Source organism: Arthrobacter methylotrophus, from assembly GCF_039539965.1.
GTDB classification, from domain to species: domain Bacteria; phylum Actinomycetota; class Actinomycetes; order Actinomycetales; family Micrococcaceae; genus Arthrobacter; species Arthrobacter methylotrophus.
Genome location: NZ_BAABED010000001.1, coordinates 4621056 through 4644745, shown reverse-complemented (window position 1 = coordinate 4644745; position 23690 = coordinate 4621056). Strand labels below are relative to the sequence as shown.

The following is a 23690-nucleotide window of genomic DNA, read 5'->3' as shown; positions in this document are numbered from 1 at the left end:
GGTCATCCTTGCAGGATCGAGGAAACGAGGAGCTGGGTGTAGGCGGCCTGCGGGTCGTCGAGCACGCGGTCGGTGAGGCCGGATTCGATCACGTACCCGTCCTTCATTACGAGCGTCCGGTGCGAGATCAGGCGGGCGACGGCCAGATCGTGGGTGACGATGACGACGGCCAGGCCCAGATCGGCGACGAGCGTGCGGATCAGGTCGAGGAGGCGGGCCTGGACTGACACGTCCAGGCTGCTGGTCGGCTCGTCCATGAAGACCAGCCGCGGCGAAACCACGAGGTTCCGGGCGATCTGGAGGCGCTGGCGCATGCCCCCCGAGAAGGAGGCGGGCGTGTCGTCAATGCGGTCCGCCGGGATCTCCACCCGCTTCAGCCATTCAGCGGCGGCGGACCGGATCTGTCCGTAGTGCCGCCAGCCGGTCGCCATCAGCGGCTCGCCCACGTTGCCCCCGGCGCTCACATGCATGCGGAGGCCGTCCGCAGCGTTCTGGTGGACGAATCCCCACTCGGTGCGCCATAGCCGGCGGACGTGGCTCTCGCTGAGCTCGGAGAGCTCGACGACGGTGCCGTCGCCGTGGCGGTAGCGGATGCTCCCCTCGGTGAGGCTGATGTGCTGCGAGAGCGTGCGGAGAAGCGTCGACTTGCCGGAGCCGGATTCACCGACGACGGCGAGCACCTCGCCGGGCCAAAGATCGAAGCTCACGTCCCGGCATCCGTGGCCGTCCTCGTAGCGGTGGCCGGCTCCCCGCACTTCGAGCAAGGGCCGTTGTTCGTCGTCGAAGCTGAGTCTGTCGAGCGTCATTTCTGCGGCTCCTCCGTAACGTCGTTCTCGGTATAGGCGTCACCCGAGGCGGCAGCCGCAGTTTGCTCGCAGTGGTCAGTATCGGAGCAGGCGAACATGATGCCGCCGGCGTCATCGGTGATGATCTCGTCGAGGTACACCCCGGTCGAGCCGCAGACGGCGCAAGGCTGGTCGAAGCGCTGCGGCTCGAACGGGTGGTCCTCGAACCCGAGGCTGACCACGTCCGTGTAGGGCGGCACCGCGTAGATGCGCTTCTCACGGCCCGCGCCGTACAGGTGGAGGGCAGGACTCTGGTTCAGCTTGGGGTTGTCGAAGCTCGGCGTCGGCGAGGGGTCCATGAGGTAGCGGCCGTTGACCAGCACCGGGTATGCGTACGTCGTGGCGATGTGCCCGTACTTCGCGATGTCCTCGTACAGCTTGACGTAGATCAGCCCGTACTCCTCGAGCGCATGCATGCGCCGGGTCTCGGTTTCACGCGGTTCAAAGAACCGCAAGGGCTCGGGGATCGGCACTTGGTAGACCATGGTCTGCCCTTCCCTCAGCTCCGTCTCGGGGATGCGGTGGCGGGTCTGGATAATCGATGCCTCGGCGGTATGCGTGGTGGTCCGTGCACCCGTCACTTTGGCGAAGAAGGCCCGGATCGAGACGGCGTTCGTCGTGTCGTCGGCACCCTGGTCGATGACCTTGAGCACGTCGTCCGCGCCGATGATCGACGCCGTGACCTGGACGCCGCCCGTCCCCCAGCCTCGCGGCATGGGGACTTCGCGGGAAGCGAACGGGACCTGGAACCCGGGGATGGCGACCGCCTTGAGTAGTGCGCGGCGGATCATCCGCTTGGTCTGCTCGTCGAGGTAGCCGGGGTTGTAGCTGGGCTTCCGGGCGGTGCTCATGCGTTTTCCTCACGTTCTGCGTTCAGTTTGCGCACGAGGCCGAGTTCCGCCTGAAAGTCAACGTAGTGCGGCAGCTTGAGGTGCTCAACGAATCCGGTGGCCTGCACGTTGTCCGCGTGGTGGATCACGAACTCCTCGTCCTGTGCGGGCGCGACGACGCGCTCCCCGAACTCGTCGGCACGCAGCGCCCGGTCCACGATCGACATCGACATCGCCTTGCGTTCGGCCCGCCCGAAAACGAGTCCATACCCGCGGGTGAACTGCGCCGGAGTGTCCGCGTTGCCCGTGAACTGGTTGACCATATGGCATTCCGTCACCGCGATGCGCCCGAGCGGCACCGGGAAGCCCAGCCCGGGGGCGACGAACTCCACCTCCACCTCGCCGACGCGGATCTCGCCGGCGAACGGGTGCGTGCGGCCGAAGCCGCGCTGGGTCGAGTACGCGAGGCTGAGCAGGAACCCCTCGTCCCCGCGGGCCAGCGACTGGAGCCGCTCGGCCCGGCTCATGGGGAAGACGGTGGGCTCCCGGGTCAGGTCTGCGGGCTCAGGGTCGCCGGAGCCCGATGGTTCAGGCACGGGTTCCATGAGCGACTCGGCGCCGAGCAGGTCGGCGACGCGTGGCATCTCCTCCGCGTGGTCCACGTCAGCCTCTGCATCAGCCTCCGCATCGATGAGCGGTCCGTCGACGCCGGAATCGGCAAAGAGCCGGTGCGTGTAGTCGAATGTCGCCCCAAGCTGCTGGCCGCCCGGCAGGTCCTTGAACGTGGCCGAGACACGGCGCTGCGGCGGAAGCTGCGCGGTGTCGACCGGTTCGGTGTAACCGAAACGGGGCAGGGTCGTGCGGTACGAGCGCACCAGGGTGACCGCCTCGAGCACGTCTCCCTGGGCCTGCAGGATGGCCTGCGCCGCGAGTTCGGGATCGTATAGCGAGCCCTCGTTCATGACGCGGGCCACAAGCACCGCGAGCTGGCCTCCCACCGCACCGGATTCGAGCGGCGGGAACTGCTCGGCTCCGCGCCCCTCTTTCGCTAGCAGGGCGTGGGCGTTGGCGATTGCCTTTTCGCCGCCTTTGACTGCAACGTACACCGCTCAGCCCTCCTGTCCGTTGGCGGCCGCTGCCGCGATTCGTGTGGTGCGCGGCAGTGCCGAGACCTGCTCGGCATCGATGAGCAGAAGGTCGACGCCGCGCGGGAACGCAGCCGTGTTGGCGTACCACTGCCCGGCGAAGCCGGGGTCGGCCCACGGCGCCTCGAGCTCCACGGTTCCCTTGATGCCGGGCCCGCGGACCGCGAAGCGGCGGGAGCCGGCACACCCGCGCACATCCAGGACGATCGTCGCCGACAGGTGCGGCTCCTCGTCGCTGCCCAGGCGCAGTGACCCCAGTGCGGGCATGGAGGACGGAGTCGCGAAGACGAAGTTCGCTGCGGCGGCTTCGACCTGCCGCGCCCCGGTGTGGAACTCAAGCCACGCCGCGACCTCCGCGTCGTCGAGCGCCCCGCCGAGCCAGATAGCCGATTCCTCATCTAGGACAGCCAGCGCGACGGCAGCGAGTCCCGGCCCGAGCGCCGCCGGCGGTTGTGCCGGTCCGCTCAGCGGATAGCTGCGAGTGGGGTGGGAGAGCGCGTCGAGGATCGCCCGAAACGCCCGTTGGGCGTCCCTTGAAGGATCGGCGAAGCCCGGTGCCGGGATCGCGGGGGCCCGGCCGACGGGGGCACTCACTCGTGCTCCCGAGCGACCGTGAAGAAGTCGACAAGAGTGCTTCGGGCGTCAATGCGGCTCGCCGCGTCACGCTCGTCTTGTGCCGATTGAAGGGGCTCGATGACTTCGGCCATGACGCGAGGACGCTGGTCCTTGTCGGTCAGCAGGCCATCGAAGATGGCCGCGAGACGCGCATGCTCGCGATCGCTACCGAGCACGTACGCGCTGCCCACCACGTCAGTGGTCAGCGGGCCGCCGTGGAGCCGCATGGTGGCCCGCGTCACAGTGGCCTCGCCCAGATTGAAGCGCGCACCAGCCGCGTCGATCCTGCTCCGGACCATCACGAGGCCCTCCTCGGGCCCGCGGACCGCCTCGACCGTCGGGCGGGGAGTCCAGGCCTTCCAGGCGGCCTCAAGCTCTTGTCCGCTGGCCATCGCGAGGGTGCGCATCCAGCCCTGCCTCTCCCGGATGGCATCCCCGGCCGGTCCGGCCTCTTTCATCACTTGCTCCACGCGTCCTCCGCACTTACCGCAACCTAGAGTTGTCTAGATGCCTAGATAACTTGACGTGGCTTGCCGGAACGGGCCCCCAAAGTGAACGTTCCGGAACAGGCGGGAGAACCTTGGGAACAGATGGCCGCCCGGAGGGCACAGGTCCGATAGGGTGAACCACTATGTCATCACAGACCCGGTCCCCCAGTGGGTATTCGACATGGCGGCTTATCGCCGAGGGTCTGCGGCGCGACATCCTCGACGGGGCAGCCCCCTCCGGATCGAGACTGCCATCGGAGAACGAGCTCGCGGCCCGGTTCGGGGTGCACCGCAACACGGTCAGACAGGCAGTCTCGGCCCTCACGGCTGAGGGACTGGTGGACTCCCGGCGCGGAAGCGGCACCTTCGTCGCCGCACACGGGACGCTCGTGCACCGCATCGGAACCCGCACCCGGCTGAGCGACAGCCTCCGGGAGGGCTCCGTGGCTTCCGGTCAGCTGCTCGAATGCGCCGTTGAGCCCGCGCCGCCCGCGGGGATCGCCGCGCGCCTGCGGCTCGACGGCCGGCCAGCGCTCCGGCTGGAGCTGGTCCGTTCGGTCAACGGCGTCCCGGTCTCACGGGCCACGCAGTGGTACGCCGCGGACTCCGTGCCCGGCCTTCCCAAGCAATTCGCGGCCCTCGGGACGATCACAGGGGCGCTGCACGCGCTGGGGATCACTGACTACGTGCGCGCGTCGACCTCCGTCGGCGGCAGGCATGCGACTCCTGAGGAATCCGAGGACCTCGGGCTTCCCGTGGGGTCCGTGGTCCTCGAAGTGCGGGCACTCGACGCCCTGCCCGACGGGACCCCGCTCCAGTTTGGCGTCACACGGTTCGCCGCCTCTCGCGTCGAGCTCGACGTCGAGCACCCGGCCTCCGGCTGAGGCGGGTGCCATGTGGAATCAAACTACCCCGCTTGGCTTTGGTCCTGACGGTATACCGGCTCCTGGAAGTGGGTCAGGGTGCCCGCTCCGCCAACAGAATCCACCAAGGATTTGGCAATATCCCGCAATTTAATGTTGCGATTGCTCGAGGCTTCCGTCAGGATCCGGACGGCGTCCTCCTGGCTGCAGCGGCTCTGCGCCATGACAACTCCCACGGCAATGTCAATGATCGTGCGCGACTCCATCGCAGCCCGGAGATTGTTGGCACTGTCCTTATGGACGGCGAACCTGACGGCAAGCCGCAGGGCCTGTGATACTTCGCGGGTGTAGCCCCGGGCCCGGTCGGTGGCCCTTTCGTTGAACTTGTACGGCGCCTCGGAGTAAAGGTTAAGGGCTGCCTTGGCCTCGCCCTCAAGGTTGAACGGCAGGGAGAGAACGGACCTCAGGCCGTATGACGCAACCGCACTCGCGTAGTCCGGGCCCCAGCGGTTCTCCTCAAGAAGATCCGGAACGAGGACTTCCCGTTCCTCCTTTGCGGCCGTCAAGCACGGCCCTTGGGCCAAGGAATACTGGATCTCGTCCACTTCGCGCGCCACATCGCTGCTCCACCCGATGGTGACTGCCTTCCGCTCGCGCAGCAGGGTTATTCCACAGAGCGCATCATCGCCGTCGCCCGCCATCTGGTGGGCAGAGAACCGTGCCAGTTCATTGAGGAAGTCCTCGAAGTCAGCACTTTCCAGGATCAGGTTCTGGACTTGGTCGACGGTGGTTGGAGTCGATTCTTCAGGGAGCATGGCGCGTTCTCCAAGCGAATATGCGGGTGGGGGTGTGTGAAAATGATAAGCCCCTCCGTCCACAGTCACACACCATATCCTTGTGGGATAAGTCTGGTAAAAGTTCTTTTCGGCATCGCCTGAACCGCGGCCGCTCGCCGTCGTTCGCTAGACCCGAAGGCGCCGCGCCCTGAGCCGGGACCATGCCGCGGGCGCCACGACGACAGCCACGCCGACGGCGGCCCCGATGACGGTCTCCACGACGCGGTCCCGCAGGAGGAGCCCCGGCGGGACGTTGGCAACCAGCAGAGTGGAAATGAGCGCCAGCGGCGTGACGAATATCTGTGCCACAAGATATTGGCGGGCAATGAAGAGCTCAGCACCGAACTGGCATGCGGCAATCACCAACACCATCTGCCATGGCGCTGGGCCGAGCCAGAGGATTCCGGCCAACACCAGTAAACCGAGCAGGGTCCCAACGATCCTCTGGATTCCCCGTTGCATCCGATGCCGGGTACTGCGCCCTACCAGGGGAACCACTGCCGCCACCATGGCCCAATAGCCGTGTCCGAACCCGAGCCACTGCCCAACCAAGGTGGCAAGCGTCCCGGCCAGCCCGGCAGCCACGAAGTAGCCCAAGCCTTCCAGCCACGCTGCCCGGATTTCCTGCGGCAACAACCGATCCGCCGGCGGTCGCTTCCACGGCGTCCGGTGGCTTGGGACCACCCGCGCAGACATTCCGATCAGCAACGCCAACACCGCAGTCAAAACGGCAGCCAGCATCCCTTCCCAGAGGGGCGGCTGCTGGGGCACGGAGGCGATCGCAGCAAAAGCGAAAATGTGGAAGAGGGAACCTGCCGGTCGAAGCCGCCACAGCGCAGTCGTCACGGAGCAAAGCGCAGCAACCAACGTGGTGCCGATCGTGAGGATCCACACGTACGCGTCGGAGCCCTGCGCAGCCCTGGCCGTCAAAGTAGCGAGCAGGATGATGCCCAGCAGCAACGAACCTGCCCGGAGTTGGCTTCGAAAACGGTGGCTGTGGGGCTCGTTGCGGCCATAAATATTGGTGAACGCAGCAAAACTGGCGAAAACCACAAGGTCCAGCCGTCCGAACAACACGAGGATGATCAACGGCAGGAAGACGCCCACGGCACAGCGCACAGCCGGGTAATGGTCCTTGTTGCCGGGACCGATCCTGAACATCTCTGCCAAGGCGTTCACGTCGCGGCTTGCCTCTCATCGCAGGGTCAAGAAGTACGACGGCGGCGCTGGCGTCCGTTTCGAATCTTACGCTCCGGGCGCCGGGCTTCTCCATCAGCTAAGGTTCGCGACGCCCGGGTAGAGCGGGTGCGCGGCGGCGAGGGCCTCCACGCGGTGACGCAGGCCGGAAAAGGTCGGCGTCGGCGTCGGCGATCAGTGCCTGGGCAATGATGTCCGCAACCTCGCGGAACGCCGCTTCGCCGAAGCCGCGCGTGGCCAGTGCCGGGGTGCCGATCCGCAGACCGGACGTGACCATGGGCGGGCGCGGGTCGAACGGAACCGCGTCGCGGTCCTTCGCAGTCACGTCGGCCAGGATCCGGGCACCGGCCAGAACACGCTCCTGGCGTTCCTTGAACTCGGCCCGGCGTCGTCCTTGGAAACGCCCACCAGGCGGCCCGGCATCGAGCGTTCAAGGCCCTTCTGGACGGCGATGTAGGCCGCGTGCGGGCCGCCGAAGAACAGCGGAACGCCGAAGCGCTGCGTGGAGCCGACGGCGATGTCGGCGCCCTGCTCGCCTGGAGGCATGATCAAGGTCGGCGCCAAAATCAAGGTCGGCGCCAAAAGATCAGCGGCAACCGTGACCAAAGCGCCGCGTTCATTCGCGGCGGCGATCACGGCAGAGTGATCGAACACCCGGCCCGAAGCAGTCGGCGTCAAGGACGGTCTTACCATCATGAGCGGACTTGTTCTTGTTCGCCCTGCGCATCATCAACACCGCTTCGGCCACGGCGGTCGCTTCGTCCAGCAAGGAGGCGTTGGCCAAAAGCGGTGAGGGTTGATTGAACAGTCACGAGGAACTCCAAGATAGGACCGGCCACAGTGGCACGGCTTGGATTGGGTTCCTCCCCGCACTGTCTTGGACCTGAGAGATTCCGCAGAACACATTGTCACCTTGTGTTGCGCTTGCACCGTCGGTGAGCCAGGCCGGAGCCTTGCTGCTTTCCAGAGGGTGATTCGGCTCACACCATACACACAAGGTCAGAGTCGGGGCAACATCTGGTTCGAAAACGGCACTCAGCGGGCACCTAGGTGACGAAACAAAGGCGGAATTGACATTTCTTGGTGAGCTATCCCACACTGAATCGGTGGCCACCCGGAAGGGCCGATCCTCCACATCCGCGATTCTCTTCACCCAACTGAATACTGCTTATGATCTGCGGCGGGAGAGCCCTGCCGGTACATTCAGTAGGCGCCGTAGGAGCAAATCCTCCCCAGGAAACTCTCAGGCCCATGTACCGCCGCGGCGAGGCAACTCTGGAAAGCAGCCCGGCAACCGGGCTCACCGACGGGGCAAGCGGAACCATGCGAAAGCACGGCGCTGCGGAATCTCTCAGGTCCAAGACAGTGCGGGGAGGAACCCCGAATCATCGTGGCGCCTTTGGTGTCACTTGAACGATGGAGTTCCTCTTGACGATTCATCACCCGCCCGCCAAAGCCGTCGAAACACCACATCTTGACCGCCAGCTCAGCAACCGGCACATCCAGCTGATTGCTATCGGCGGGGCGATCGGCACTGGTCTGTTCATGGGTTCGGGCAAGACCATTTCCGCGGCCGGCCCCTCGGTCATCTTCGTCTACATGATCATCGGCTTCATGCTGTTCTTCGTCATGCGCGCCATGGGCGAACTGCTGCTGTCCAACTTGCACTACAAGTCCTTCAGCGATTTTGCCGCGGACCTCCTGGGTCCGTGGGCAGGTTTCTTCACTGGCTGGACCTACTGGTTTTGCTGGGTGATCACCGGCATCGCGGATGTCATTGCCATCGCCGGTTACTCAAAGGAACTCTGGCCGGGCCTCCCGCTATGGGTTCCTGGCCTGGCGACCATCGCCATCCTGTTGCTCCTGAACCTGACCACGGTAAAGGCGTTCGGCGAGACCGAATTCTGGTTCGCACTCATCAAGATCATCGCGATCGCCGCCCTGATCGTGGTTGGCCTGTTCATGATCTTCAGCGGGTTCCGGTCCGGCGCCGGACCGGCAAGCTTCAGCAACTTATGGAGCCACGGGGGCTTCTTCCCGAACGAGTTCATGGGTTTCGTGGCCGGCTTCCAGATCGCAGTCTTCGCGTTCGTCGGCATTGAGCTGGTAGGCACCACCGCCGCAGAAGCGAAGGACCCGGAGAAGAACCTGCCCAGAGCGATCAACTCCATCCCGGTGCGCGTGCTCCTCTTCTACGTGGGCGCCCTCATCATCCTGATGTCCGTCACTCCTTGGACCCAGTTCGCCGCCGGCCACAGCCCGTTCATCGCTATGTTCTCCCTTGCTGGACTGGGTGCCGCCGCCACCGTGGTGAACCTCGTGGTGCTCAGCTCGGCCATGTCATCGGCCAACTCCGGCATCTACTCCACGTCCCGCATGGTCTACGGCCTGGCCCAGGAGGGTGACGCGCCCGCCGTGTTCAGCGGCCTTTCCCGCCGAAAGGTCCCCCGCAACGCCTTGTTCCTGTCCTGCGTTCTGCTGCTGTCCGGCGTCGTTCTGATGTACGCCGGACAGGACATCGGCAAGGCGTTCGACATGGTGACCACCGTGTCGGCCGTCTGCTTCGTCTTCGTGTGGTCGATCATCATGGCCAGCTACCTCGCCTACCGCCGTCGTCGCCCGCATTTGCACGATACCTCGAAGTTCAAGATGCCCGGTGGCATCGTGATGGTCTGGGTAGTGTTCGCGTTCTTCGGCTTTGTCCTGTGGACCCTGACAACGCAGCCCGATACCCTCGTGGCGCTCTTGGCGACCCCGGCATGGTTCATCATGCTCGGCGTCGCATGGTTCTTCCTACGGCGCCGTAGCACCCATTTGGCCCGGTACGCAAGATTCCAGGAAGAACTCGAGTCCGAGCAGGATGCCGCGAACCAGGCCGCCGCTCTTCCCTGACCCAAGCCGCACGCCCCGGCAGGAGAGCCTACTGATGCATGGCCTCGTGAATCTGGAGAGCAAACCAAAGCTGCGCCAACGTGGACGTTTCGCCCATGTCCAGCCCCGTCAATTCGCCGATTTTCCGGATACGGTAGATGACGGTTTGCCGGTGGGCGAAGAGGGCCGCAGCGGTCTTTTGCCACGACCTCTGGGTGTCCAGGTAGGTCCTCAAAGTCACGATGAGGTCCCCTTCCTGGCCCTGTTCATATGCGAAGATCGGGCCGAGCAGCCGCTGGACCAACGCCGTGCCTTCCTCGAAACTCGTGAGGCCCAGCCAGGACGGTCCGTCGGCGTAGTGGGCCAGGTTGACGGCGTTGCCTTTGGCTGAACCGAGCGCCCACAGCGATTCCTGCAGTGCACGCTGGATGCCGGCGGCGGACGTCGGTGAACTGATGCCAATCCGGACATCGGGCCCCGCGCAATGGATCAAGACGTCGTCGGTAACCGCTGTAGAGACCGCCACATGAAGTGTATTGAAACGCCGGAGGCAGGCGGCTGGAAATCCGTGGCGCCACAGTTCCACGTGGACGTTCGCCAGCCGCTCGCCGTCGTCGGCCGCTATCGCGACCATCACGAAATCTTGGGCCGGGACATCAAAAGCACTCAGGCGACTCTCCAGTTCCGCGACTCCCAGGCGTCCATCAACGGCCGGCCGGAGGAACTCGCCCGCCAGGCGGCGTTGGCTTTCCAAGGACAGGACCGTTCGTGAAAGTTCCAGCCCTAGCACTGTTGCTGCGTGGAGGAGTACGACGGCGTCAGGGTGCGGATCGCTTTTGGGCAGCACCACCAGCAGTGCATTGGCGTGGGTGGGGATGTCCATCATCAACACGTGCCGATCCCCTAGCCGATGCCACTGGAACTTCTTCCCGGCCAAGGGTATGTGGCCCGTCAGCGGAGCCAATTCCGTCTGCAAAATATCCGGCAGCGGCTTGCCATCCGGATGCCACGGATGCAGGCAGCTCCGGTCCACCACGAACAGCTCCGCATCGAGCTCAGCCGCGAGGCCTTGGAGGAGGCCGTGCCAGTGGTCCTCAATTGTTCCCGCGGTGCGCAGCAAGTCATAGACCCTGGCGGTCTGGCGCAGGCGCCGTGATTCCTCCAGTAGGGAAGACTCGGCCACGGTGCGGGCGATGGCGATGAAGGGCAGCGGGTACGGAATGCTCAGCAGCGGCAGCGGCAACCGCTCGCATACGGCCAGGAACTCCGGCGTCAACTCCGGCGCGTGCATCTTCTCTCCGATGGCGAGCGCGCTGGCGCCTGCATCGACGAGCGCCTCGGCGAGTGCAACTTGGCCTGGGGCGTCGGCCGGGATGGACAGTCCGTTGGTCATCATCAGTTCGCCGCCGGTGACCCATTCCCACAGCCGCGGCAGGTCAGAGGTGTGGGCCCACGTGATCCGGTTGCCGCTGCCTGCATATCCGGCCAGAAGCGTCAATCCCAACTGGGGTTCCTCCGCGAGCTCGGCCACTGTAATCGCCATTGAAAGATGCACTCCCAGATCATTGGTTTCCGGCCGTTTTCGCGGCGCTTAGACATTTGTCTAAGCGCCTCGACCATTTGTAGTCAATCTACCGCTATACGCAGTGATGTGCGTCACCAAGAATTGGATTACTTACTTCCCCAACATTTCGACTCCGCATTCCCGCTCAAAGGCGAGCACCCTCCTCCCAACACCGAAAGCTGCCGGCAAGCCGCTCGGCAGCACTGCACGAAGGATCCCGGCATGACAACGCACAAGCCCATCGGCCCAGTCGACGCAACAAAAGTCCCCCGGTATGCGGGCCTCGGCACTTTCGCCAGGCTTCCCCAAATCGACCACGTGCCGGACTACGACATTGCGATCGTCGGAGTACCGTTCGACGGCGGAACGTCCTTCCGACCCGGCGCCCGTTTCGGTCCTGCCGCGGTCCGCGAAGCCTCCCGGCTGCTTCGTCCCGGCTACCACCCCGAACTTGATGTCGAGCCCGTGTACGAAGTCCAGGTTGTGGACGCCGGCGACATTGCATGCACCCCGTACGACATCACGCGGGCCGTCCGCGAAATCGAAGAGCAGGCACTGCCCCTGATCAGCGCAGACAAGAAGCTCATCTCGATCGGTGGCGACCACACCATCGCCCTCCCGATGCTGCGGGCTTTGAACACGGTCCACGGACCGGTCGCATTGCTGCATTTCGACGCCCATCTGGACACCTGGGACACCTACTTCGACCAGCCGGTCACGCACGGAACCATCTTCCGGAGGGCATTCGAAGAAGGCCTCCTGGTAGAAGACAAGTCGATGCACGTCGGCATCCGGGGGCCGGTCTACGACCGCAACGACTTCCTCCGCGACCATGAATTCGGTTTCCAGATCATCCGTTGCTCGGACCTGGACGTCATCGGCGTTCCCGCAGCGATCGAGCGGGTCAAGGAACGGCTCGGAGATACCCCCGTCTACGTCTCCATCGACATCGACGTCCTGGACCCCTCCTACGCACCGGGCACCGGCACACCCGAAATGGGCGGACTCCACTCCCGCGAGCTGCTGGCGCTGCTCCGCGGGCTGAACGGCATCAACATTGTGGGCGCCGACGTCGTCGAGGTCGCTCCCGCCTACGACCACGCAGACATCACCACGGTGGCCGCGGCCACCCTTGTCTTCGACCTCCTCGCGCTGATGGTAAACCGCAGCAAGGCCGAGACGAACGCCGTCTCCCTCGACGATGCCCGTGAGCTGCAAGCAGCCTCCTGGACCGCATCATGAACACCCGAAGCAATCCTGCCCCAGCCACCGAAGTGCCCCGGCTCGAAGACAAGACCATCCAGCCCATCCCGCTCGACGAACGGCATGGAAAGGCCCGGGACCTCTTCACCATCTGGTTCGGTTCCAACATCATGATCATGACCATCGTGACCGGCGGACTCGCCACTACGGTGTTCGGGCTCAGCTTTGTGCCCGCCATCGTGGGAATCATCCTTGGAAACGTCATCGGTGGCGTCTTCATGGCGCTCCACTCCGCCCAGGGACCCCAACTGGGTGTGGCACAGATGATCCAGACGCGCGGCCAATTCGGCTCCTTCGGGGCGCTGCTGATCGTGATCATCGTGGTAATCATGTACGTCGGATTCTTCGCGGCCAACCTCGTCTTTGGCGGCGAAGCAATGGCCGCCGTCAGCCCGGACATCAGTGTTGACGCAGGAATCATCCTCATCGGCGTCGTGAGTGTTGTTGCCACGATTTTCGGCTACCGACTCATCCACGCCTACGCTCGTTTCCTCAGCGTCGTGGCTGGTTTGGCGTTGCTGCTGGCCTTCGTCTGGATCATGTTCGTCCACGGGCTGCCCGCCACGTTCCTGTACCAGGGAAACTTCAACTGGGTCGGCTTCATGGCCACCGTCTCCGTATCCGCCCTCTGGCAACTCGCGTACGCTCCCTACGTTTCGGACTACTCCCGCTACATGCCACAAGGGACCGGCTCGGCCCCGGCCTTCTGGGCGTCCTACTCGGGCTGCGTCCTCGGAACACTCTTCCCGATGATCCTGGGTGCCTTGGTGGGAACCCTCGCGGTCACCATCGGTGCAGACGCCGGCAATGTCGAGATCGTGGGCAGCATGGGAGCGTTGCTCCAGCCGTGGACCCTGGCCGTCGTCGGAATCTTCTGCCTCGGCGTCGCGGCGTCGAACGCCATGAACCTCTACTGCGGAGTCTTGTGCAGCCTCACGATTGGGCAGACGTTCAAGCCGAGCTGGTTGCCTCGCGCCAAGACCCGGAGCGTTGCGGCAATCATCCTCTTCACGTTCGCACTCCTGATCTCGTTGTTCGCACGCGACAATTTCATCCTGTTTTACACGAACTTCCTCTCCTTCCTGATGTATGTGCTGGTTCCCTGGACGGCCATCAACCTGGTGGACTACTACCTCCTCCGGCACGGCGATTACAGGGTTGAAGACTTCTTCAAGCGCGACGGCGGAGTTTACGGGAGGTTCAACTGGGTCGCCATCGGTTCCTACGTGGCAGGTGCCTTGGTCCAGCTTCCATTCTCGGCAACAGCGATCTACACCGGACCCGTCGCGGCAGCCATGGGCGGCGTGGACCTCTCTTGGATTGTCGGACTCGTCGTGGTTGCTCCGCTCTACTACGTCGCGGCACGCACGTTCCGGAAGAAGACCGCGGCCGCACCGCTTCAGGCCCCCGCACTCGCAACCGACTTGGTCTAACGCATCGCGGGGCTGGGCCCCCACTTCCCATAAACTCCCGACGCCGCGACCGGCGCCAGAAAACAAAGGCAAAAATCATGACACCCCTTGACACCGAACAGTTCACAGTCCGCCGCGTCAGCGAAGACAATAGCTCCACTGCGGCCCACAACGTCCCGGGCATCTTGCCGCTGCCTCCCGGCGGTCATTTCATCGGCGGATCGTTTGTTCCAGGCTATTCCGCGGAGCTGATCGACGTCGTCAATCCCGCCACCGAGCAGGTCATCGCCTCCGTTCAGGCCGGCACCGCCGCAGATGTTGACGTTGCCGTTGAAGCAGCCGTGGCTGCGCAGAAGTCCTGGGGAGCCACCACCCCGAAGGAGCGGTCCGAGGTCTTGAACCTGATCGCCAACATCATCGAAGCGAACCGGGACGCGTTCGAAACCATCGAGTCCGCCAACACGGGTAAACCGCGGGCCGTCGCGGAAGACGACGTCTCCAGCACCATTGACACCTTCCGTTTCATGGCCGGAGCGTCCCGCACGCTGACCTCCATGGCCGGCGGCGACTACGCCACGGGACACACCTCGGTCATCCTCAGGGAGCCCGTGGGCGTGGTGGGCGTCATCACCCCGTGGAACTACCCGCTCCTGATGGCAGCCTGGAAGATCGCGCCCATCTTGGCCGCCGGAAACAGCATCGTCCTCAAGCCTTCCGAGCAGACGCCACTGTCAACGCTGAAGCTGGCGGAACTCGTGGCCGGGCGCATTCCGGATGGCATCCTCAACGTCGTCACAGGCCAAGGCCGGACCGTTGGACAGCGGCTTTCCGAACACCCCGGCGTTGCCCTCGTCGCCTTGACTGGGAGCGTCGTCAGCGGACAGGCCGTGGCGCAGACCGCCGCGAAGTCGGTCAAACGCGTCCACCTGGAACTCGGCGGCAAGGCTCCCGTCGTTGTGTTTCCCGACGCCGACCTCCGCGCGGCCGCTGCCGGCGTGCGGAACGCCGGCTACTGGAACGCGGGCCAAGACTGCGGCGCTGCCTGCCGCGTCCTCGTCCACGAGTCAGTGGCTGCCGAGTTCACCGAACACCTCGTGCGCGAAGTCAGCACGTTGGTGGTCGGGGCACCAGGGGCGGGGGACGACGTCGAAATCGGTCCCATGATTTCGCGCCCGCACTTCGAACGCGTCAAGGAATCGCTCGCCGAGGCGAAGGCCGCTGGACTGCACGTCGCCATTGGCGGTTCGGCCCTCGATGGCCCCGGCTACTTCATCGAGCCAACAGTAATCAGCGACGTTCCGGCCGGGGCACAAATCGCCACCCACGAAATCTTCGGTCCCGTGGTCACGGTGGAGACGTTCAGTTCCACCGTGGAGGCCATTACCCGCGCAAACGAGAGCCCTTACGGATTGTCCGCTTCAGTGTGGACCCGGGATTCAAGCCTCTCGCTGAGCGTTCCTAAGCAACTCGACTTCGGTACCGTTTGGGTCAATTCTCACTTGGTGTTGGCTTGCGAGGTACCGTGGGGCGGATTCAAGGGATCCGGCTTCGGCCGCGACCTCTCGCTCTACGCTTTGGACGACTACTCCCGCACGAAGCACGTCATGATCAACCACGGCGCATGAGCGTTCAGACTAGCAACGGAGCTTATCAATGACCACCGCGAACCTTCCCCGCAGGGCATCCCCGGCACGCGCCGCCACCCCGTCCGCACCCTTCGGCACGGACGTCACGTGGACCAACTGGGGCGGTAACCAGAGCGCCACGCCGGCCTTCACCGTCCGGCCGCGCAATGAACAAGAAGCCCTCGACGCCGTCCGTTTCGCCATCCGCGAAGGCCTGCCTGTGCGGGCAGTCGGCTCGGGGCATTCGTCCTCGCCGCTGGTCCAGACAGGTGGCGTCCTGATGGACATGTCCGCTCTTTCGGCGATCACCGGAACCGATCGCGAGCGGCGTCGTGCAAGGGCCCTGGCCGGTACCACCATCAACGCCTTCGGCGATCCCCTCTGGGAGCAGGGGCTGGCTTTGGGTAACCAAGGCGACATCGACAAACAGCAGATCGCCGGGGCGCTGGCTACCAGTACCCACGGTTCGGGGAAGAACCTGGGCAGCTTCTCGTCCAACCTTCGCTGGGTAAGGCTGATCAACGGCTACGGCGAAATCGTGGAGATTGGCGAGGGGCAACTGCGCGAACTCAGAGCCGCCCAGGTCGCGTTGGGTACCCTCGGGGTTTTTCTGGAGGTAGAACTGGCTGTTGAGGACCGCTACTACCTGCAAGAGCAGATCACCTACCCCACGTGGGCTGAGACCGCTTCGACCTGGGATACGGATATCGATTCCAACAGGCACTACTCATTCCTCTGGTGTCCCGAGAACGATTCGTGCGAGCTTCTGGACCTCCCCGGCGCGCCCGGCCTGAGCATGGCAAACCGCAGCTACACGAAGCGATATAACGTGGCCCACATCCAGGACGAGCGAGATATCTCAACCGTTGAGGGCGCCCGCCTTGATCGCTCCTATCGGATCTATCCGGGCGGCTTCACCACGCAGTTCCACGAACTCGAGTACTTCGTCCGCAGCGACGACGGCTTGGCCGCCGTCGAAGCCATCCAGGACCTGATCCGCACCAAGTATCCCGAGCAGAGGTACCCCGTGGAGGTCCGCTGGGTGAAGGCCGACGAGGGCTACATGTCCCAGTTCCAAGGCCGCGACAGCACCGTCATTACTCTCACCACCGAACCCGGTACCGACTATTGGCAGTTCTTCCGGGATGCCGATGCGCTGCTCCAGGAATTCGAACCACGTGCGCACTGGGGAAAGATCCACTTCATGACCCGGAACCGCTTGGAACGCCTCTACCCGGAGCTGGACACCTTCATCCATGTACGCCGCGAGTTCGATCCGCACGGAATGTTCCTCAACGACCACACTCGCGCCCTCCTAGGCTAGGTGAGTGTATTGGGCCCGGCGAAACCGGGCCCAATACACTCGTTGAAACCTTGGAATGGTAGTTTGATCTCTGCTTGAGCCAGACACGCGCACCGCCCGGAGGATTTTCCATGCTCAAAGGTTTCAAAGACTTCGTTCTTCGCGGCAACATCATCGAGTTGTCCATCGCCGTGGTCATCGGCACCGCGTTCACGGCCCTGGTCACGGCATTCACCAACAACATCATCAACCCTGTCATCGCCGCTGCTGGCGGCGTCAACGCCGAGGGCCTGGGCTTCTCCATTTGGCCGGACAATGCGAAGACCTTCGTTAACTTCGGCGCGGTCATCACCGCGTTCGTGACCTTCCTGATCACGGCCGCCGTGGTGTACTTCATCTTCGTAGCTCCCATGAACAAGCTCAACGAGCTGACCAAGCGCCGCGCCTCCATCGAAGAGCCCGAGGACGAGCCCATGCCAGCCGACACCGCCCTGCTGGTTGAAATCCGCGACCTCCTGACCGAACTCGCCGCCGCCAACAAAGAAGCCTCCCGGTAGCCCATCCAACGGTCGCCGTCGGACACTCCGAAAGCCTGGCGACACGGATAGTCCATGGCGCGGCTCATATTCGCGCGTCCCGGGGCTTTCTCCGCGTCCCGTAGCCATTTGCGCGTCGTCATGCAGGGTCAGATCCGGGGCGCAATGCTGCCCCTCACGTCCAAGGCCTGCGTGGGTCACGGACGTGAAAATGCTGTCCGGGTCCTTGGCACTTTCAGCCTCGAACCCGGACGCGCTCATTTACTTGTGCACGAACCTTTACGGCGCCACCATCCCTGCGGGAATGGATGGCCTAACCTCACAGGGGTTGGATGTTCTCCGCCTGAGGGCCTTTCGGGCCTTGTACGACGTCGAACTGGACCCGCTGATTCTCGTCCAGTGATCTGTACCCACTCGAGGCGATCGCCGAGTAGTGGGCAAAGACGTCCGCCGAACCGTCGTCGGGGGCTATGAAGCCGAAACCCTTTTCGGCGTTGAACCATTTGACAATACCTGTTGCCACAGCCGTGTCCTTCTCTGAATCTGACTGACCATCGGCTTCGACCCCGATGCCCCCGAACGCATACGTCCGCTTCCTCAAAGCTACGGTGCAGGGTTCAGCCGCGCAAGGATATTCGTTGACGCTTAGTTCCGCGCATACGGCGAACGACCTTCCGGACGCCTGCGACCAGCAGAAAGCCGATCAGAGCTCCGGTGGTGTTGGCTAACACGTCGTTAATGTCTGCCGTCCGGCCAGAGGCGGTCACGTACTGGGTAATTTCGATGGCCATCGACATTCCACATCCGAGGACGAGCACTCGAGTCCAGCGCATCCCCCAGATCCCAAGAAAGACGCCTCCAGGGAGGAACAACAGGATATTAAGGGCAAAGTCCTTAAGGTCGAGCGGGTTTGTCAGATCGAGGGGAACCAGATTCAGCACCGAACCTCCCCGGAAGGACTGGCAAGGGTGGCATAGAAAACCACGGATGCCCAAAACCATCCGAGAGCCAACGCAACGCGGCGACCAACCCGGGCCGGGCGCCGGAAAAACATGGATGCTGCTCCGATGCCAACAGCTCCGAGCAGGCCGATGACGATAAGAGGGGACATAACAACCTCAATCCGGGAGAAGGGTATCAGTTGCGAGCCTAGCAGCCTTGGTTACAGAAGCCCGACCTCGGTCATCAGCTCGGTGACCTTCTCGCTATTGAGCTTGGCGGGGTCCATCGAAGGAGCCTGGAGATCCTTGAGGGGTACCAGCTTCGAGTTGGCCGGCACGTCTGAGCCCACGGTGTATTCGAAGGAGTTGCCGGTTTGAAGGACCTGTTGACCCTCCTTGCCGGTGATGAACTTCAGGAACTGCTGGGCTTGGGCCTGCTTCTTGCTGGAGGCCAGGACGGCCCCGCCGGAGACGCTGACGAACGCGCCGGGGTCTTGGTTCTTGAAGTAGTGGAGATCGACGTTCTTGCTGTTCTCTCCGGTCTGGGCCTGGTCCACGAAGGAGTAGTAGTGGTACAGCACGCCGGCGTCAACCTCTCCCGAGTTGACCGCCGCGAGCACCGGAGTGTCGTCCTTGTAGGACTTGAAGTTGCTCTTCGCGGCTTCCAGCCACTTCTTGGTTGCGTCTTCTCCCTTAAGCTCAAGCATGGCGCTGACGATGGCCTGGAAATCCGCGCCGCCAGTGGACGCGCCGATGCGTCCCTTCCATGACGGGTCCGCGAGGTCCATGAGGGACTTGGGCAGCTGCTCGGGCGTGAGCTTGTTCTTGTTATAGGCAAGCACAGTCGATCGGGCCGCAATGCCCGTCCAGTCGCCGGTCGAGGGCCGGTACTGGGCCGGTACCTGATTGAGGGTTGCCTGATCGACGGGGGCGAGCAAGCCTGCTCCCGCTATGCGGACCATGGCCGGGGAATTTTCCGTCAGGAAGACATCCGCGGGGGTGTTCTTGCCTTCCTCACTGAGTTGGTTGCTCATTTCAAGGTCGTCTCCATTGCGGAGCGTGACCTTGATTCCCGTTTCCTTGGTAAAGGCGTCCACCCACGCGCCGGTGAGGTTTTCGTGCTGCGCGTTGTATACGACGATGCTGTCGCCGCCGGCCGCGGAACTACCACTCGCAGTCCCTGTGGATGCGCCACTGCAGGCCGAAAGAGCCAGCAGCGTGGCCGTGGCTGCGGCGAAGGCCGTTGCGGTTTTGATGCCGAATCTCATGGGAGGCCTTTCGAAGGTTCCGGTGGGAGCGGAACCCTTGAGTGTTGGGGTGGTGTTTGCTTGTTGAATTGAAGCGTTCGTCCAGCTCCTGAACGGTTGAGCTAGGCAAGGCAAACCTAACTATAATAACAACATGCCATTGTTGCGTAATTCTGGGCGCGCGGTAATCCAGTATTACAAACGAACGGCCACCGGCCTCGTGGCTCAGCCCCCTACCGTCCCCGTCGGTTCCACCCGTTAAGAGTGCGCAAAATCCCTGCCCGTCGGTGTAAGGAATCCATCAAGATCGGAAGCGGCCGCCCCTAAGGGTGATGTGATGATAGGAGGGAAGAAACGGCCCTCCTATCATCGGGCCGACTCGCCATTGGAGCTGAATTCACCATGAAACGCATGATCCCCACCAACGGTGCCGCAGACGATCCGGAGCTCCCCGGCTCGCTTCGGAAAGACTTCGTCGTGGTCGATGATCTCGGTGATTTCACCTACTACCCGTCCGAGACGGCGATGCTCGAAGACATGGAGTCCGTAAACGAAGCGGCCAGTATTTTCGACCGCGCCGGCAACGACTTCCGCCTGACGTTGGAGGGAGGACGGACGCTCCGGCTTAGCCACTCGTTCGGCCGAGTGGAATTCACTTGGCTCCGTCAGACATGGATGAACGACCGGCGTCGGGACCCGGAAGCGCATCGTTTACTTCGCTTCTACCCCACAAACCTGGATGCCCTTCTGGCCGGAATATTTGAAACCCTGACCCTCGAAATCGCGAGCGAGGCCACCGACTCCCCTTGGCTCCTGGACCTAGGGGGCAAAGAAACGCACCCCGCGACGCTCAGGGAAGTCGATGGCCTCCTCGCTCGGCTGGATCATCTTGAACGAGTGACAGTGCGCGACCCCTTCGGACACAACTACCGGCCAACCCGTCACGCACCACACCCCTTCCGTGCCCTCGGTGCCGGGACGATCTACTATGTGGAGACCGAACCGGGTCCCGGCGCTGTCCGCAGTCCCGCGGTTTCGGGACTGTCCGATAAACGGGGTGTGGGTCAGGCTGGTTTTCATTAGTAAGTGGCTCTTTCGAACCGGCCGGCGAAGGCGGCTGTCGGAGAAAGCCGCGGCAGCGATCGTCGAATTCGTCACCGGCGCGCTTGCCGACAATCCCTATGGGCTGGGCAAGCCCCTCACGAACGAACGGCTCGGACTCCGCACCGCGAGGCGCGGCGACTACAGGGTGCTGTTCACCCTCGACATCGAAGAGCACATTTTGTACGTCCACCGCTCGAACACCGCTCCGACGTCTACAAACCGCGTTAGCCGATCCCCCAGCTCAGGCTGACGACGCGTCCATTATCGGCGTCAAAAGCACGGGGTTGGAAGTAGCTGCGAGAACTCCCGTTCCTGAAGAAATCGGCGTTTCCGCCGGTCAGCAGCACGGCCCCGGTGAGAGGAGCGGTCCTCGGGCCTCCCTGACGGTTCTCCGCACTCTTCCGAGGGAGGCCACTGCGTGAGATCTGGCGTACCTGATTTGGCGCGCCACGGAACCCGGATTCGAGCTGACACCAGATGCCTGACCCGGCGTCCACGAGCTTATTAGTGGTCATACTGTCAGCTGATTCAGAAGACCCAGCCCGCCTCTCCTTTCTGTAGTGGACGTGGACTGGGCCAGCTAGGAGCACTTATTCGATCAGCATGAGATGAGTACCTTCAAGTCCCAGCGAGCAAATTTCAAAGACCTAAGCCGCCGTGATCCGCACCGGCAGGGACTCGAACCCGCGGAGCACGTTGTGCAGAATCGGCACCGGAGCGCCGTCTGGTTCGATGGTGGCTACCCGCTGGAGCAGTTGCTGCAGCACGATTTCCATTTCGAGCCGGGCGATCGGCTGCCCCACACACTGGTGCAGGCCCATGCCGAACGCGACGTGGCCGGACGCATTGCGGTTGAGATCGAAGTCATCGGCGTTCTCACCCCACTTGCGCGGGTCACGGTTCGCGGCCCCTAGGAACACCATGACCTTGGCGCCGGCAGGCAGGTGCACGCCGCCGAGGACGGTGTCCACGGCAACGGTCCGGTGGAACTTTTGGAACGGCGATTCCAGGCGCAGCGCCTCATCCACGGCAAATTTCGCCATCTTGGGGTTCTCCCGCAGCTGGGCCCAGGCTTCCGGGTAGCGCGCCAGCACCGAGAGCGTATTGCCGATCCCGAAGATGGTGGTGTCCACTCCGGCGGACAGCAGGGCACGGACCAGCAGCGTGGCCTGCTGCTCGGTGATCAGCCCGTCCTCCACGCGCTTCCAGATCTGGGCGCCAAAGCCGACGTCGTCCAGGTTTTCGCGCTGGCAGTTCCGCATTACCGCGGCAGCGTGCTCATCGCCCTCGGCGAAAGCCTGCTTGAAGATGTAGTTCTCCGGGCCGAACGCGTTGAACACCATGTTGCCGTACGGCAGCAGGTGTTCACGGCCAACGTCGGGAATCCCCACTGCGTCCGGGAAGACACGCAGGGGGTACTTTTCGGCGAGGTCCGTGATGGCGTCGAACCGCTCGCGTCGGGCCAGCTGCTCCGTCAACTCCACGGCGGGCGGCGTGAACGGCTCCCGCAAGGCACGGACCGTGCCGGGGTTAATGACGCCGGTCAAAGCGCGGCGCATCACGGTGTGGATGGGAGGATCCGATTCCAGGATGCTGGGCGGACGCCAGCCCGAATCCTTCCGGATATCCCGCGGGCCCAGGCCACCGGAGGAGATGTAGGTTTCGAAGTCCGTCAAGACCTCATAGACCTCCTGATACCCCGCCACGGCATAGCTGCCGGTGCTCTCCAGATAGGAGACGGCGCCGGCATCGCGGAGCCGCCCCAGGAACGGGTACGGGTCCAGAAGGTTGACGGTGTCGAACGGATCCTCGCCTAACACGTTGGCGTCATGGGTGATAACGGTCATGGGAAACACTCCTGGGGACGAAACTTGGCGGGGTAAGTGAAGTGGCTAGAGGTCCAGGACGAGGCGCGGACAGCCGGCGGCTGCACGCGAGACGCAGACCAGCATGATTTCGCCGGCGTCACGGTCCTCCTGGGTGAGGACGGCATCCCGGTGCTCCGGCTCACCCGAAATGATCTGGGTTTCGCAGGTGCCGCACAATCCGCCGCGGCAGGAGGACAGGACGCGGACGCCCACCTCTTCCACGGCTTCAAGGATGGTCTTGTCATTCGGCACGGTCACGGTGGCCCCGGTCCGGGCCAGCTCCACCTCAAACGGCGCGTTGGCCGCCGCTGCGCCCAGTGTGGAGGCAACGAAACGCTCGGTGTGCAGGGTGCCCGGAGGCCAACCCATGCAGCGTTCCTCCACCGCGCCAAGCAGCCCGCCGGGGCCGCACGCGTACACCAGCATGTGTGCCCGGGGCATGCCGAGGATCTGGTCCAGATCCAGCCGGCCTACCTCGTCTTCGGCTATGATCCGGATCCGGTCGGGGCCGTACTGGTCCTCCAGCTGCTGCGCGAATGCCATTGTGTTCCGGCTCCGGCCGCCATAGATAAGGGTCCATTCCTTGCCGGCAGCCTGGGCCGCCTCCAGCATCGGAATGAGCGGGGTGATGCCGATTCCGCCCCCGATGAAGAGGTAACGCCGCGACTCGCGCAGCGGGAAGTTGTTGCGCGGTTCGGAGATGGTCAGCGGTGTGCCGGCCAGCAGCGCGTGCACCGCCTTTGATCCACCGCGGGAATCCGGCACGTGCAGCACGCCAATCCGCAGGTGGTCCAGCTCATCCGGCGAGGAACACAGGGAGTACTGGCGAACCAGGCCGTCGCCCACATGGACATCTATGTGTGCGCCGGGCTGCCAGGGCTGGAACGGCTGGCCGTCCACGCGCCGCAGTACCAGGGAGACCACTTGGTCCGCCACAACGTCCACCTGGTCGACGACGGCGTCGATGGTGGCTCCTGCAGGTGCAGTCATGAGGGTATTCACTTCCTTTGGAACGGCTCGCCTGCAAAGCAGGCTTCGGCCGGAGATCCGGCCGCTTTAACGGCTCACTTGAGGTTAGGTGTTCCACGACACAGGCAAGGCACAGCTTTCCACCCAACGGAAAGACTGGCCTGTCGC

25 protein-coding genes, 2 pseudogenes and 2 riboswitches are annotated in these 23690 nt (G+C 63.7%); of the genes and pseudogenes, 10 read left to right on the top strand and 17 right to left on the bottom strand.

All coding sequences use genetic code 11. The features are described from left to right. Positions 1-2: 2 nt before the first annotated feature. From phnK to phnG, 5 genes are read right to left on the bottom strand one after another with little or no spacing between them, the layout of a single operon-like run. Positions 3-806 (bottom strand): phosphonate C-P lyase system protein PhnK, encoded by an 804-nt coding sequence (gene phnK / locus ABD884_RS23915; protein WP_345053257.1) that lies wholly within the window; start codon positions 804-806, stop codon positions 3-5. After that, positions 803-1696, bottom strand: coding sequence for an alpha-D-ribose 1-methylphosphonate 5-phosphate C-P-lyase PhnJ (locus tag ABD884_RS23910; RefSeq protein ID WP_345053250.1), 894 nt, complete (start codon positions 1694-1696; stop codon positions 803-805). Before ABD884_RS23910 ends, phnK begins: the two co-directional genes overlap by 4 nt. Further along, positions 1693-2781, bottom strand: coding sequence for a carbon-phosphorus lyase complex subunit (locus ABD884_RS23905; protein WP_345053246.1), 1089 nt, complete (start codon positions 2779-2781; stop codon positions 1693-1695). Before ABD884_RS23905 ends, ABD884_RS23910 begins: the two co-directional genes overlap by 4 nt. Before the next feature lie 3 nt (positions 2782-2784). After that, positions 2785-3414 (bottom strand): phosphonate C-P lyase system protein PhnH, encoded by a 630-nt coding sequence (gene phnH / locus ABD884_RS23900; protein ID WP_345053243.1) that lies wholly within the window; start codon positions 3412-3414, stop codon positions 2785-2787. Then, a complete protein-coding gene (gene phnG, locus ABD884_RS23895; RefSeq protein WP_345053238.1) occupies positions 3411-3893 on the bottom strand; it encodes a phosphonate C-P lyase system protein PhnG in 483 nt (160 codons plus the stop codon). The genes phnH and phnG overlap by 4 nt, the downstream gene beginning before the upstream one ends. Before the next feature lie 173 nt (positions 3894-4066). On the opposite strand from phnG, the gene phnF reads away from it, so the two are divergent. Further along, complete coding sequence (gene phnF / locus ABD884_RS23890; RefSeq protein WP_345053234.1) at positions 4067-4807, top strand: phosphonate metabolism transcriptional regulator PhnF; 741 nt, start codon at positions 4067-4069, stop codon at positions 4805-4807. A gap of 23 nt (positions 4808-4830) precedes the next feature. Here the strand turns inward: phnF and ABD884_RS23885 are convergent, their stop codons facing one another. The 4 genes and pseudogenes from ABD884_RS23885 to ABD884_RS23870 form a co-directional block, all read right to left on the bottom strand. Next, positions 4831-5601 (bottom strand): GAF and ANTAR domain-containing protein, encoded by a 771-nt coding sequence (locus ABD884_RS23885; RefSeq protein ID WP_345053229.1) that lies wholly within the window; start codon positions 5599-5601, stop codon positions 4831-4833. Between the two features lie 147 nt (positions 5602-5748). Next, entirely contained in the window at positions 5749-6801 is a 1053-nt protein-coding gene (locus tag ABD884_RS23880; protein ID WP_345053222.1) for an FUSC family protein, read from the bottom strand. A gap of 93 nt (positions 6802-6894) precedes the next feature. Beyond that, a pseudogene (locus ABD884_RS23875) lies at positions 6895-7198 on the bottom strand (serine hydroxymethyltransferase); the annotation flags it as partial. 2 nt (positions 7199-7200) lie between these two features. Further along, positions 7201-7603, bottom strand: a pseudogene (locus ABD884_RS23870) (glycine dehydrogenase (aminomethyl-transferring)); the annotation flags it as partial. 78 nt (positions 7604-7681) lie between these two features. Further along, a riboswitch (glycine riboswitch) is annotated at positions 7682-7796 on the bottom strand. Between the two features lie 194 nt (positions 7797-7990). Continuing rightward, a riboswitch (glycine riboswitch) is annotated at positions 7991-8088 on the top strand. Between ABD884_RS23870 and ABD884_RS23865 the strand changes: the two are divergent. Both ABD884_RS23865 and cycA read left to right on the top strand, forming a co-directional pair. Next, positions 8071-8232: a hypothetical protein gene (locus tag ABD884_RS23865; RefSeq protein WP_345053219.1), complete on the top strand. Its 162-nt coding sequence runs from the start codon at positions 8071-8073 to the stop codon at positions 8230-8232. It overlaps the preceding riboswitch by 18 nt. Positions 8233-8235: 3 nt before the next feature. Then, positions 8236-9711 carry a D-serine/D-alanine/glycine transporter gene (cycA, locus tag ABD884_RS23860; protein ID WP_376953823.1) on the top strand — a complete coding sequence of 492 codons (1476 nt, stop codon included), beginning with the start codon at positions 8236-8238 and terminating at the stop codon, positions 9709-9711. Between the two features lie 28 nt (positions 9712-9739). On the opposite strand, the gene ABD884_RS23855 is transcribed toward cycA, so the two are convergent. Beyond that, positions 9740-11233, bottom strand: coding sequence for a PucR family transcriptional regulator (locus ABD884_RS23855; RefSeq protein ID WP_345053211.1), 1494 nt, complete (start codon positions 11231-11233; stop codon positions 9740-9742). 243 nt (positions 11234-11476) lie between these two features. Here ABD884_RS23855 and speB point away from each other — a divergent pair, with 243 nt between their 5' ends. The 5 genes from speB (at position 11477) to mscL (ending at position 17414) form a co-directional block, all read left to right on the top strand. Then, positions 11477-12496 carry an agmatinase gene (speB, locus tag ABD884_RS23850; RefSeq protein WP_345053206.1) on the top strand — a complete coding sequence of 340 codons (1020 nt, stop codon included), beginning with the start codon at positions 11477-11479 and terminating at the stop codon, positions 12494-12496. Next, positions 12493-13950, top strand: coding sequence for a purine-cytosine permease family protein (locus ABD884_RS23845; protein WP_345053201.1), 1458 nt, complete (start codon positions 12493-12495; stop codon positions 13948-13950). Before speB ends, ABD884_RS23845 begins: the two co-directional genes overlap by 4 nt. 77 nt (positions 13951-14027) lie before the next feature. Further along, positions 14028-15554, top strand: coding sequence for an aldehyde dehydrogenase family protein (locus ABD884_RS23840; protein WP_345053196.1), 1527 nt, complete (start codon positions 14028-14030; stop codon positions 15552-15554). Between the two features lie 28 nt (positions 15555-15582). After that, a complete protein-coding gene (locus ABD884_RS23835) occupies positions 15583-16878 on the top strand; it encodes a D-arabinono-1,4-lactone oxidase (RefSeq protein ID WP_345053192.1) in 1296 nt (431 codons plus the stop codon). A 110-nt stretch (positions 16879-16988) separates the two neighbouring features. Then, positions 16989-17414, top strand: a complete 426-nt coding sequence (mscL, locus tag ABD884_RS23830) for a large conductance mechanosensitive channel protein MscL (RefSeq protein WP_345053189.1) — start codon at positions 16989-16991, stop codon at positions 17412-17414. Between the two features lie 298 nt (positions 17415-17712). Here the strand turns inward: mscL and ABD884_RS23825 are convergent, their stop codons facing one another. The 4 genes from ABD884_RS23825 to ABD884_RS23810 all read right to left on the bottom strand — a co-directional run bounded on the left by ABD884_RS23825 (position 17713) and on the right by ABD884_RS23810 (position 19602). Then, positions 17713-17916, bottom strand: a complete 204-nt coding sequence (locus ABD884_RS23825; protein WP_035743560.1) for a cold-shock protein — start codon at positions 17914-17916, stop codon at positions 17713-17715. 94 nt (positions 17917-18010) lie between these two features. After that, positions 18011-18394 (bottom strand): VanZ family protein, encoded by a 384-nt coding sequence (locus ABD884_RS23820; protein ID WP_345053182.1) that lies wholly within the window; start codon positions 18392-18394, stop codon positions 18011-18013. Beyond that, entirely contained in the window at positions 18328-18504 is a 177-nt protein-coding gene (locus ABD884_RS23815; protein WP_345055357.1) for a hypothetical protein, read from the bottom strand. Before ABD884_RS23815 ends, ABD884_RS23820 begins: the two co-directional genes overlap by 67 nt. Positions 18505-18555: 51 nt before the next feature. Beyond that, positions 18556-19602 carry an iron ABC transporter substrate-binding protein gene (locus tag ABD884_RS23810; protein WP_345053164.1) on the bottom strand — a complete coding sequence of 349 codons (1047 nt, stop codon included), beginning with the start codon at positions 19600-19602 and terminating at the stop codon, positions 18556-18558. 381 nt (positions 19603-19983) lie between these two features. Here ABD884_RS23810 and ABD884_RS23805 point away from each other — a divergent pair, with 381 nt between their 5' ends. Both ABD884_RS23805 and ABD884_RS23800 read left to right on the top strand, forming a co-directional pair. Next, positions 19984-20664: a hypothetical protein gene (locus ABD884_RS23805; RefSeq protein WP_345053160.1), complete on the top strand. Its 681-nt coding sequence runs from the start codon at positions 19984-19986 to the stop codon at positions 20662-20664. Further along, a complete protein-coding gene (locus tag ABD884_RS23800) occupies positions 20639-20935 on the top strand; it encodes a type II toxin-antitoxin system RelE family toxin (RefSeq protein WP_345053155.1) in 297 nt (98 codons plus the stop codon). The genes ABD884_RS23805 and ABD884_RS23800 overlap by 26 nt, the downstream gene beginning before the upstream one ends. Here the strand turns inward: ABD884_RS23800 and ABD884_RS23795 are convergent. The 3 genes from ABD884_RS23795 to ABD884_RS23785 all read right to left on the bottom strand — a co-directional run bounded on the left by ABD884_RS23795 (position 20910) and on the right by ABD884_RS23785 (position 23543). Beyond that, complete coding sequence (locus ABD884_RS23795; protein ID WP_345053150.1) at positions 20910-21200, bottom strand: hypothetical protein; 291 nt, start codon at positions 21198-21200, stop codon at positions 20910-20912. The two genes, ABD884_RS23800 and ABD884_RS23795, sit on opposite strands and share 26 nt — an antisense overlap. 132 nt (positions 21201-21332) lie before the next feature. Beyond that, positions 21333-22532, bottom strand: coding sequence for a cytochrome P450 (locus ABD884_RS23790; RefSeq protein WP_345053145.1), 1200 nt, complete (start codon positions 22530-22532; stop codon positions 21333-21335). A gap of 45 nt (positions 22533-22577) precedes the next feature. After that, a complete protein-coding gene (locus ABD884_RS23785; protein ID WP_345053136.1) occupies positions 22578-23543 on the bottom strand; it encodes a PDR/VanB family oxidoreductase in 966 nt (321 codons plus the stop codon). Between the last annotated feature and the right edge of the window lie 147 nt (positions 23544-23690).

What these genes read in the sequence shown, in the direction of transcription:
- ABD884_RS23815 (WP_345055357.1), bottom strand. Translation starts at nt 18,504, where the DNA reads ATGTCCCCTCTTATCGTCATCGGCCTGCTCGGAGCTGTTGGCATCGGA.
- ABD884_RS23810 (WP_345053164.1), bottom strand. Translation starts at nt 19,602, where the DNA reads ATGAGATTCGGCATCAAAACCGCAACGGCCTTCGCCGCAGCCACGGCC.
- ABD884_RS23835 (WP_345053192.1), top strand. Translation starts at nt 15,583, where the DNA reads ATGACCACCGCGAACCTTCCCCGCAGGGCATCCCCGGCACGCGCCGCC.
- ABD884_RS23785 (WP_345053136.1), bottom strand. Translation starts at nt 23,543, where the DNA reads ATGACTGCACCTGCAGGAGCCACCATCGACGCCGTCGTCGACCAGGTG.
- cycA (WP_376953823.1), top strand. Translation starts at nt 8,236, where the DNA reads ATGGAGTTCCTCTTGACGATTCATCACCCGCCCGCCAAAGCCGTCGAA.
- ABD884_RS23795 (WP_345053150.1), bottom strand. Translation starts at nt 21,200, where the DNA reads ATGACCACTAATAAGCTCGTGGACGCCGGGTCAGGCATCTGGTGTCAG.
- ABD884_RS23845 (WP_345053201.1), top strand. Translation starts at nt 12,493, where the DNA reads ATGAACACCCGAAGCAATCCTGCCCCAGCCACCGAAGTGCCCCGGCTC.
- speB (WP_345053206.1), top strand. Translation starts at nt 11,477, where the DNA reads ATGACAACGCACAAGCCCATCGGCCCAGTCGACGCAACAAAAGTCCCC.
- ABD884_RS23790 (WP_345053145.1), bottom strand. Translation starts at nt 22,532, where the DNA reads ATGACCGTTATCACCCATGACGCCAACGTGTTAGGCGAGGATCCGTTC.
- ABD884_RS23820 (WP_345053182.1), bottom strand. Translation starts at nt 18,394, where the DNA reads ATGGTTTTGGGCATCCGTGGTTTTCTATGCCACCCTTGCCAGTCCTTC.
- ABD884_RS23840 (WP_345053196.1), top strand. Translation starts at nt 14,028, where the DNA reads ATGACACCCCTTGACACCGAACAGTTCACAGTCCGCCGCGTCAGCGAA.
- ABD884_RS23865 (WP_345053219.1), top strand. Translation starts at nt 8,071, where the DNA reads ATGTACCGCCGCGGCGAGGCAACTCTGGAAAGCAGCCCGGCAACCGGG.
- ABD884_RS23885 (WP_345053229.1), bottom strand. Translation starts at nt 5,601, where the DNA reads ATGCTCCCTGAAGAATCGACTCCAACCACCGTCGACCAAGTCCAGAAC.
- ABD884_RS23855 (WP_345053211.1), bottom strand. Translation starts at nt 11,233, where the DNA reads ATGGCGATTACAGTGGCCGAGCTCGCGGAGGAACCCCAGTTGGGATTG.
- ABD884_RS23910 (WP_345053250.1), bottom strand. Translation starts at nt 1,696, where the DNA reads ATGAGCACCGCCCGGAAGCCCAGCTACAACCCCGGCTACCTCGACGAG.
- ABD884_RS23805 (WP_345053160.1), top strand. Translation starts at nt 19,984, where the DNA reads ATGAAACGCATGATCCCCACCAACGGTGCCGCAGACGATCCGGAGCTC.
- phnG (WP_345053238.1), bottom strand. Translation starts at nt 3,893, where the DNA reads ATGAAAGAGGCCGGACCGGCCGGGGATGCCATCCGGGAGAGGCAGGGC.
- phnK (WP_345053257.1), bottom strand. Translation starts at nt 806, where the DNA reads ATGACGCTCGACAGACTCAGCTTCGACGACGAACAACGGCCCTTGCTC.
- mscL (WP_345053189.1), top strand. Translation starts at nt 16,989, where the DNA reads ATGCTCAAAGGTTTCAAAGACTTCGTTCTTCGCGGCAACATCATCGAG.
- phnF (WP_345053234.1), top strand. Translation starts at nt 4,067, where the DNA reads ATGTCATCACAGACCCGGTCCCCCAGTGGGTATTCGACATGGCGGCTT.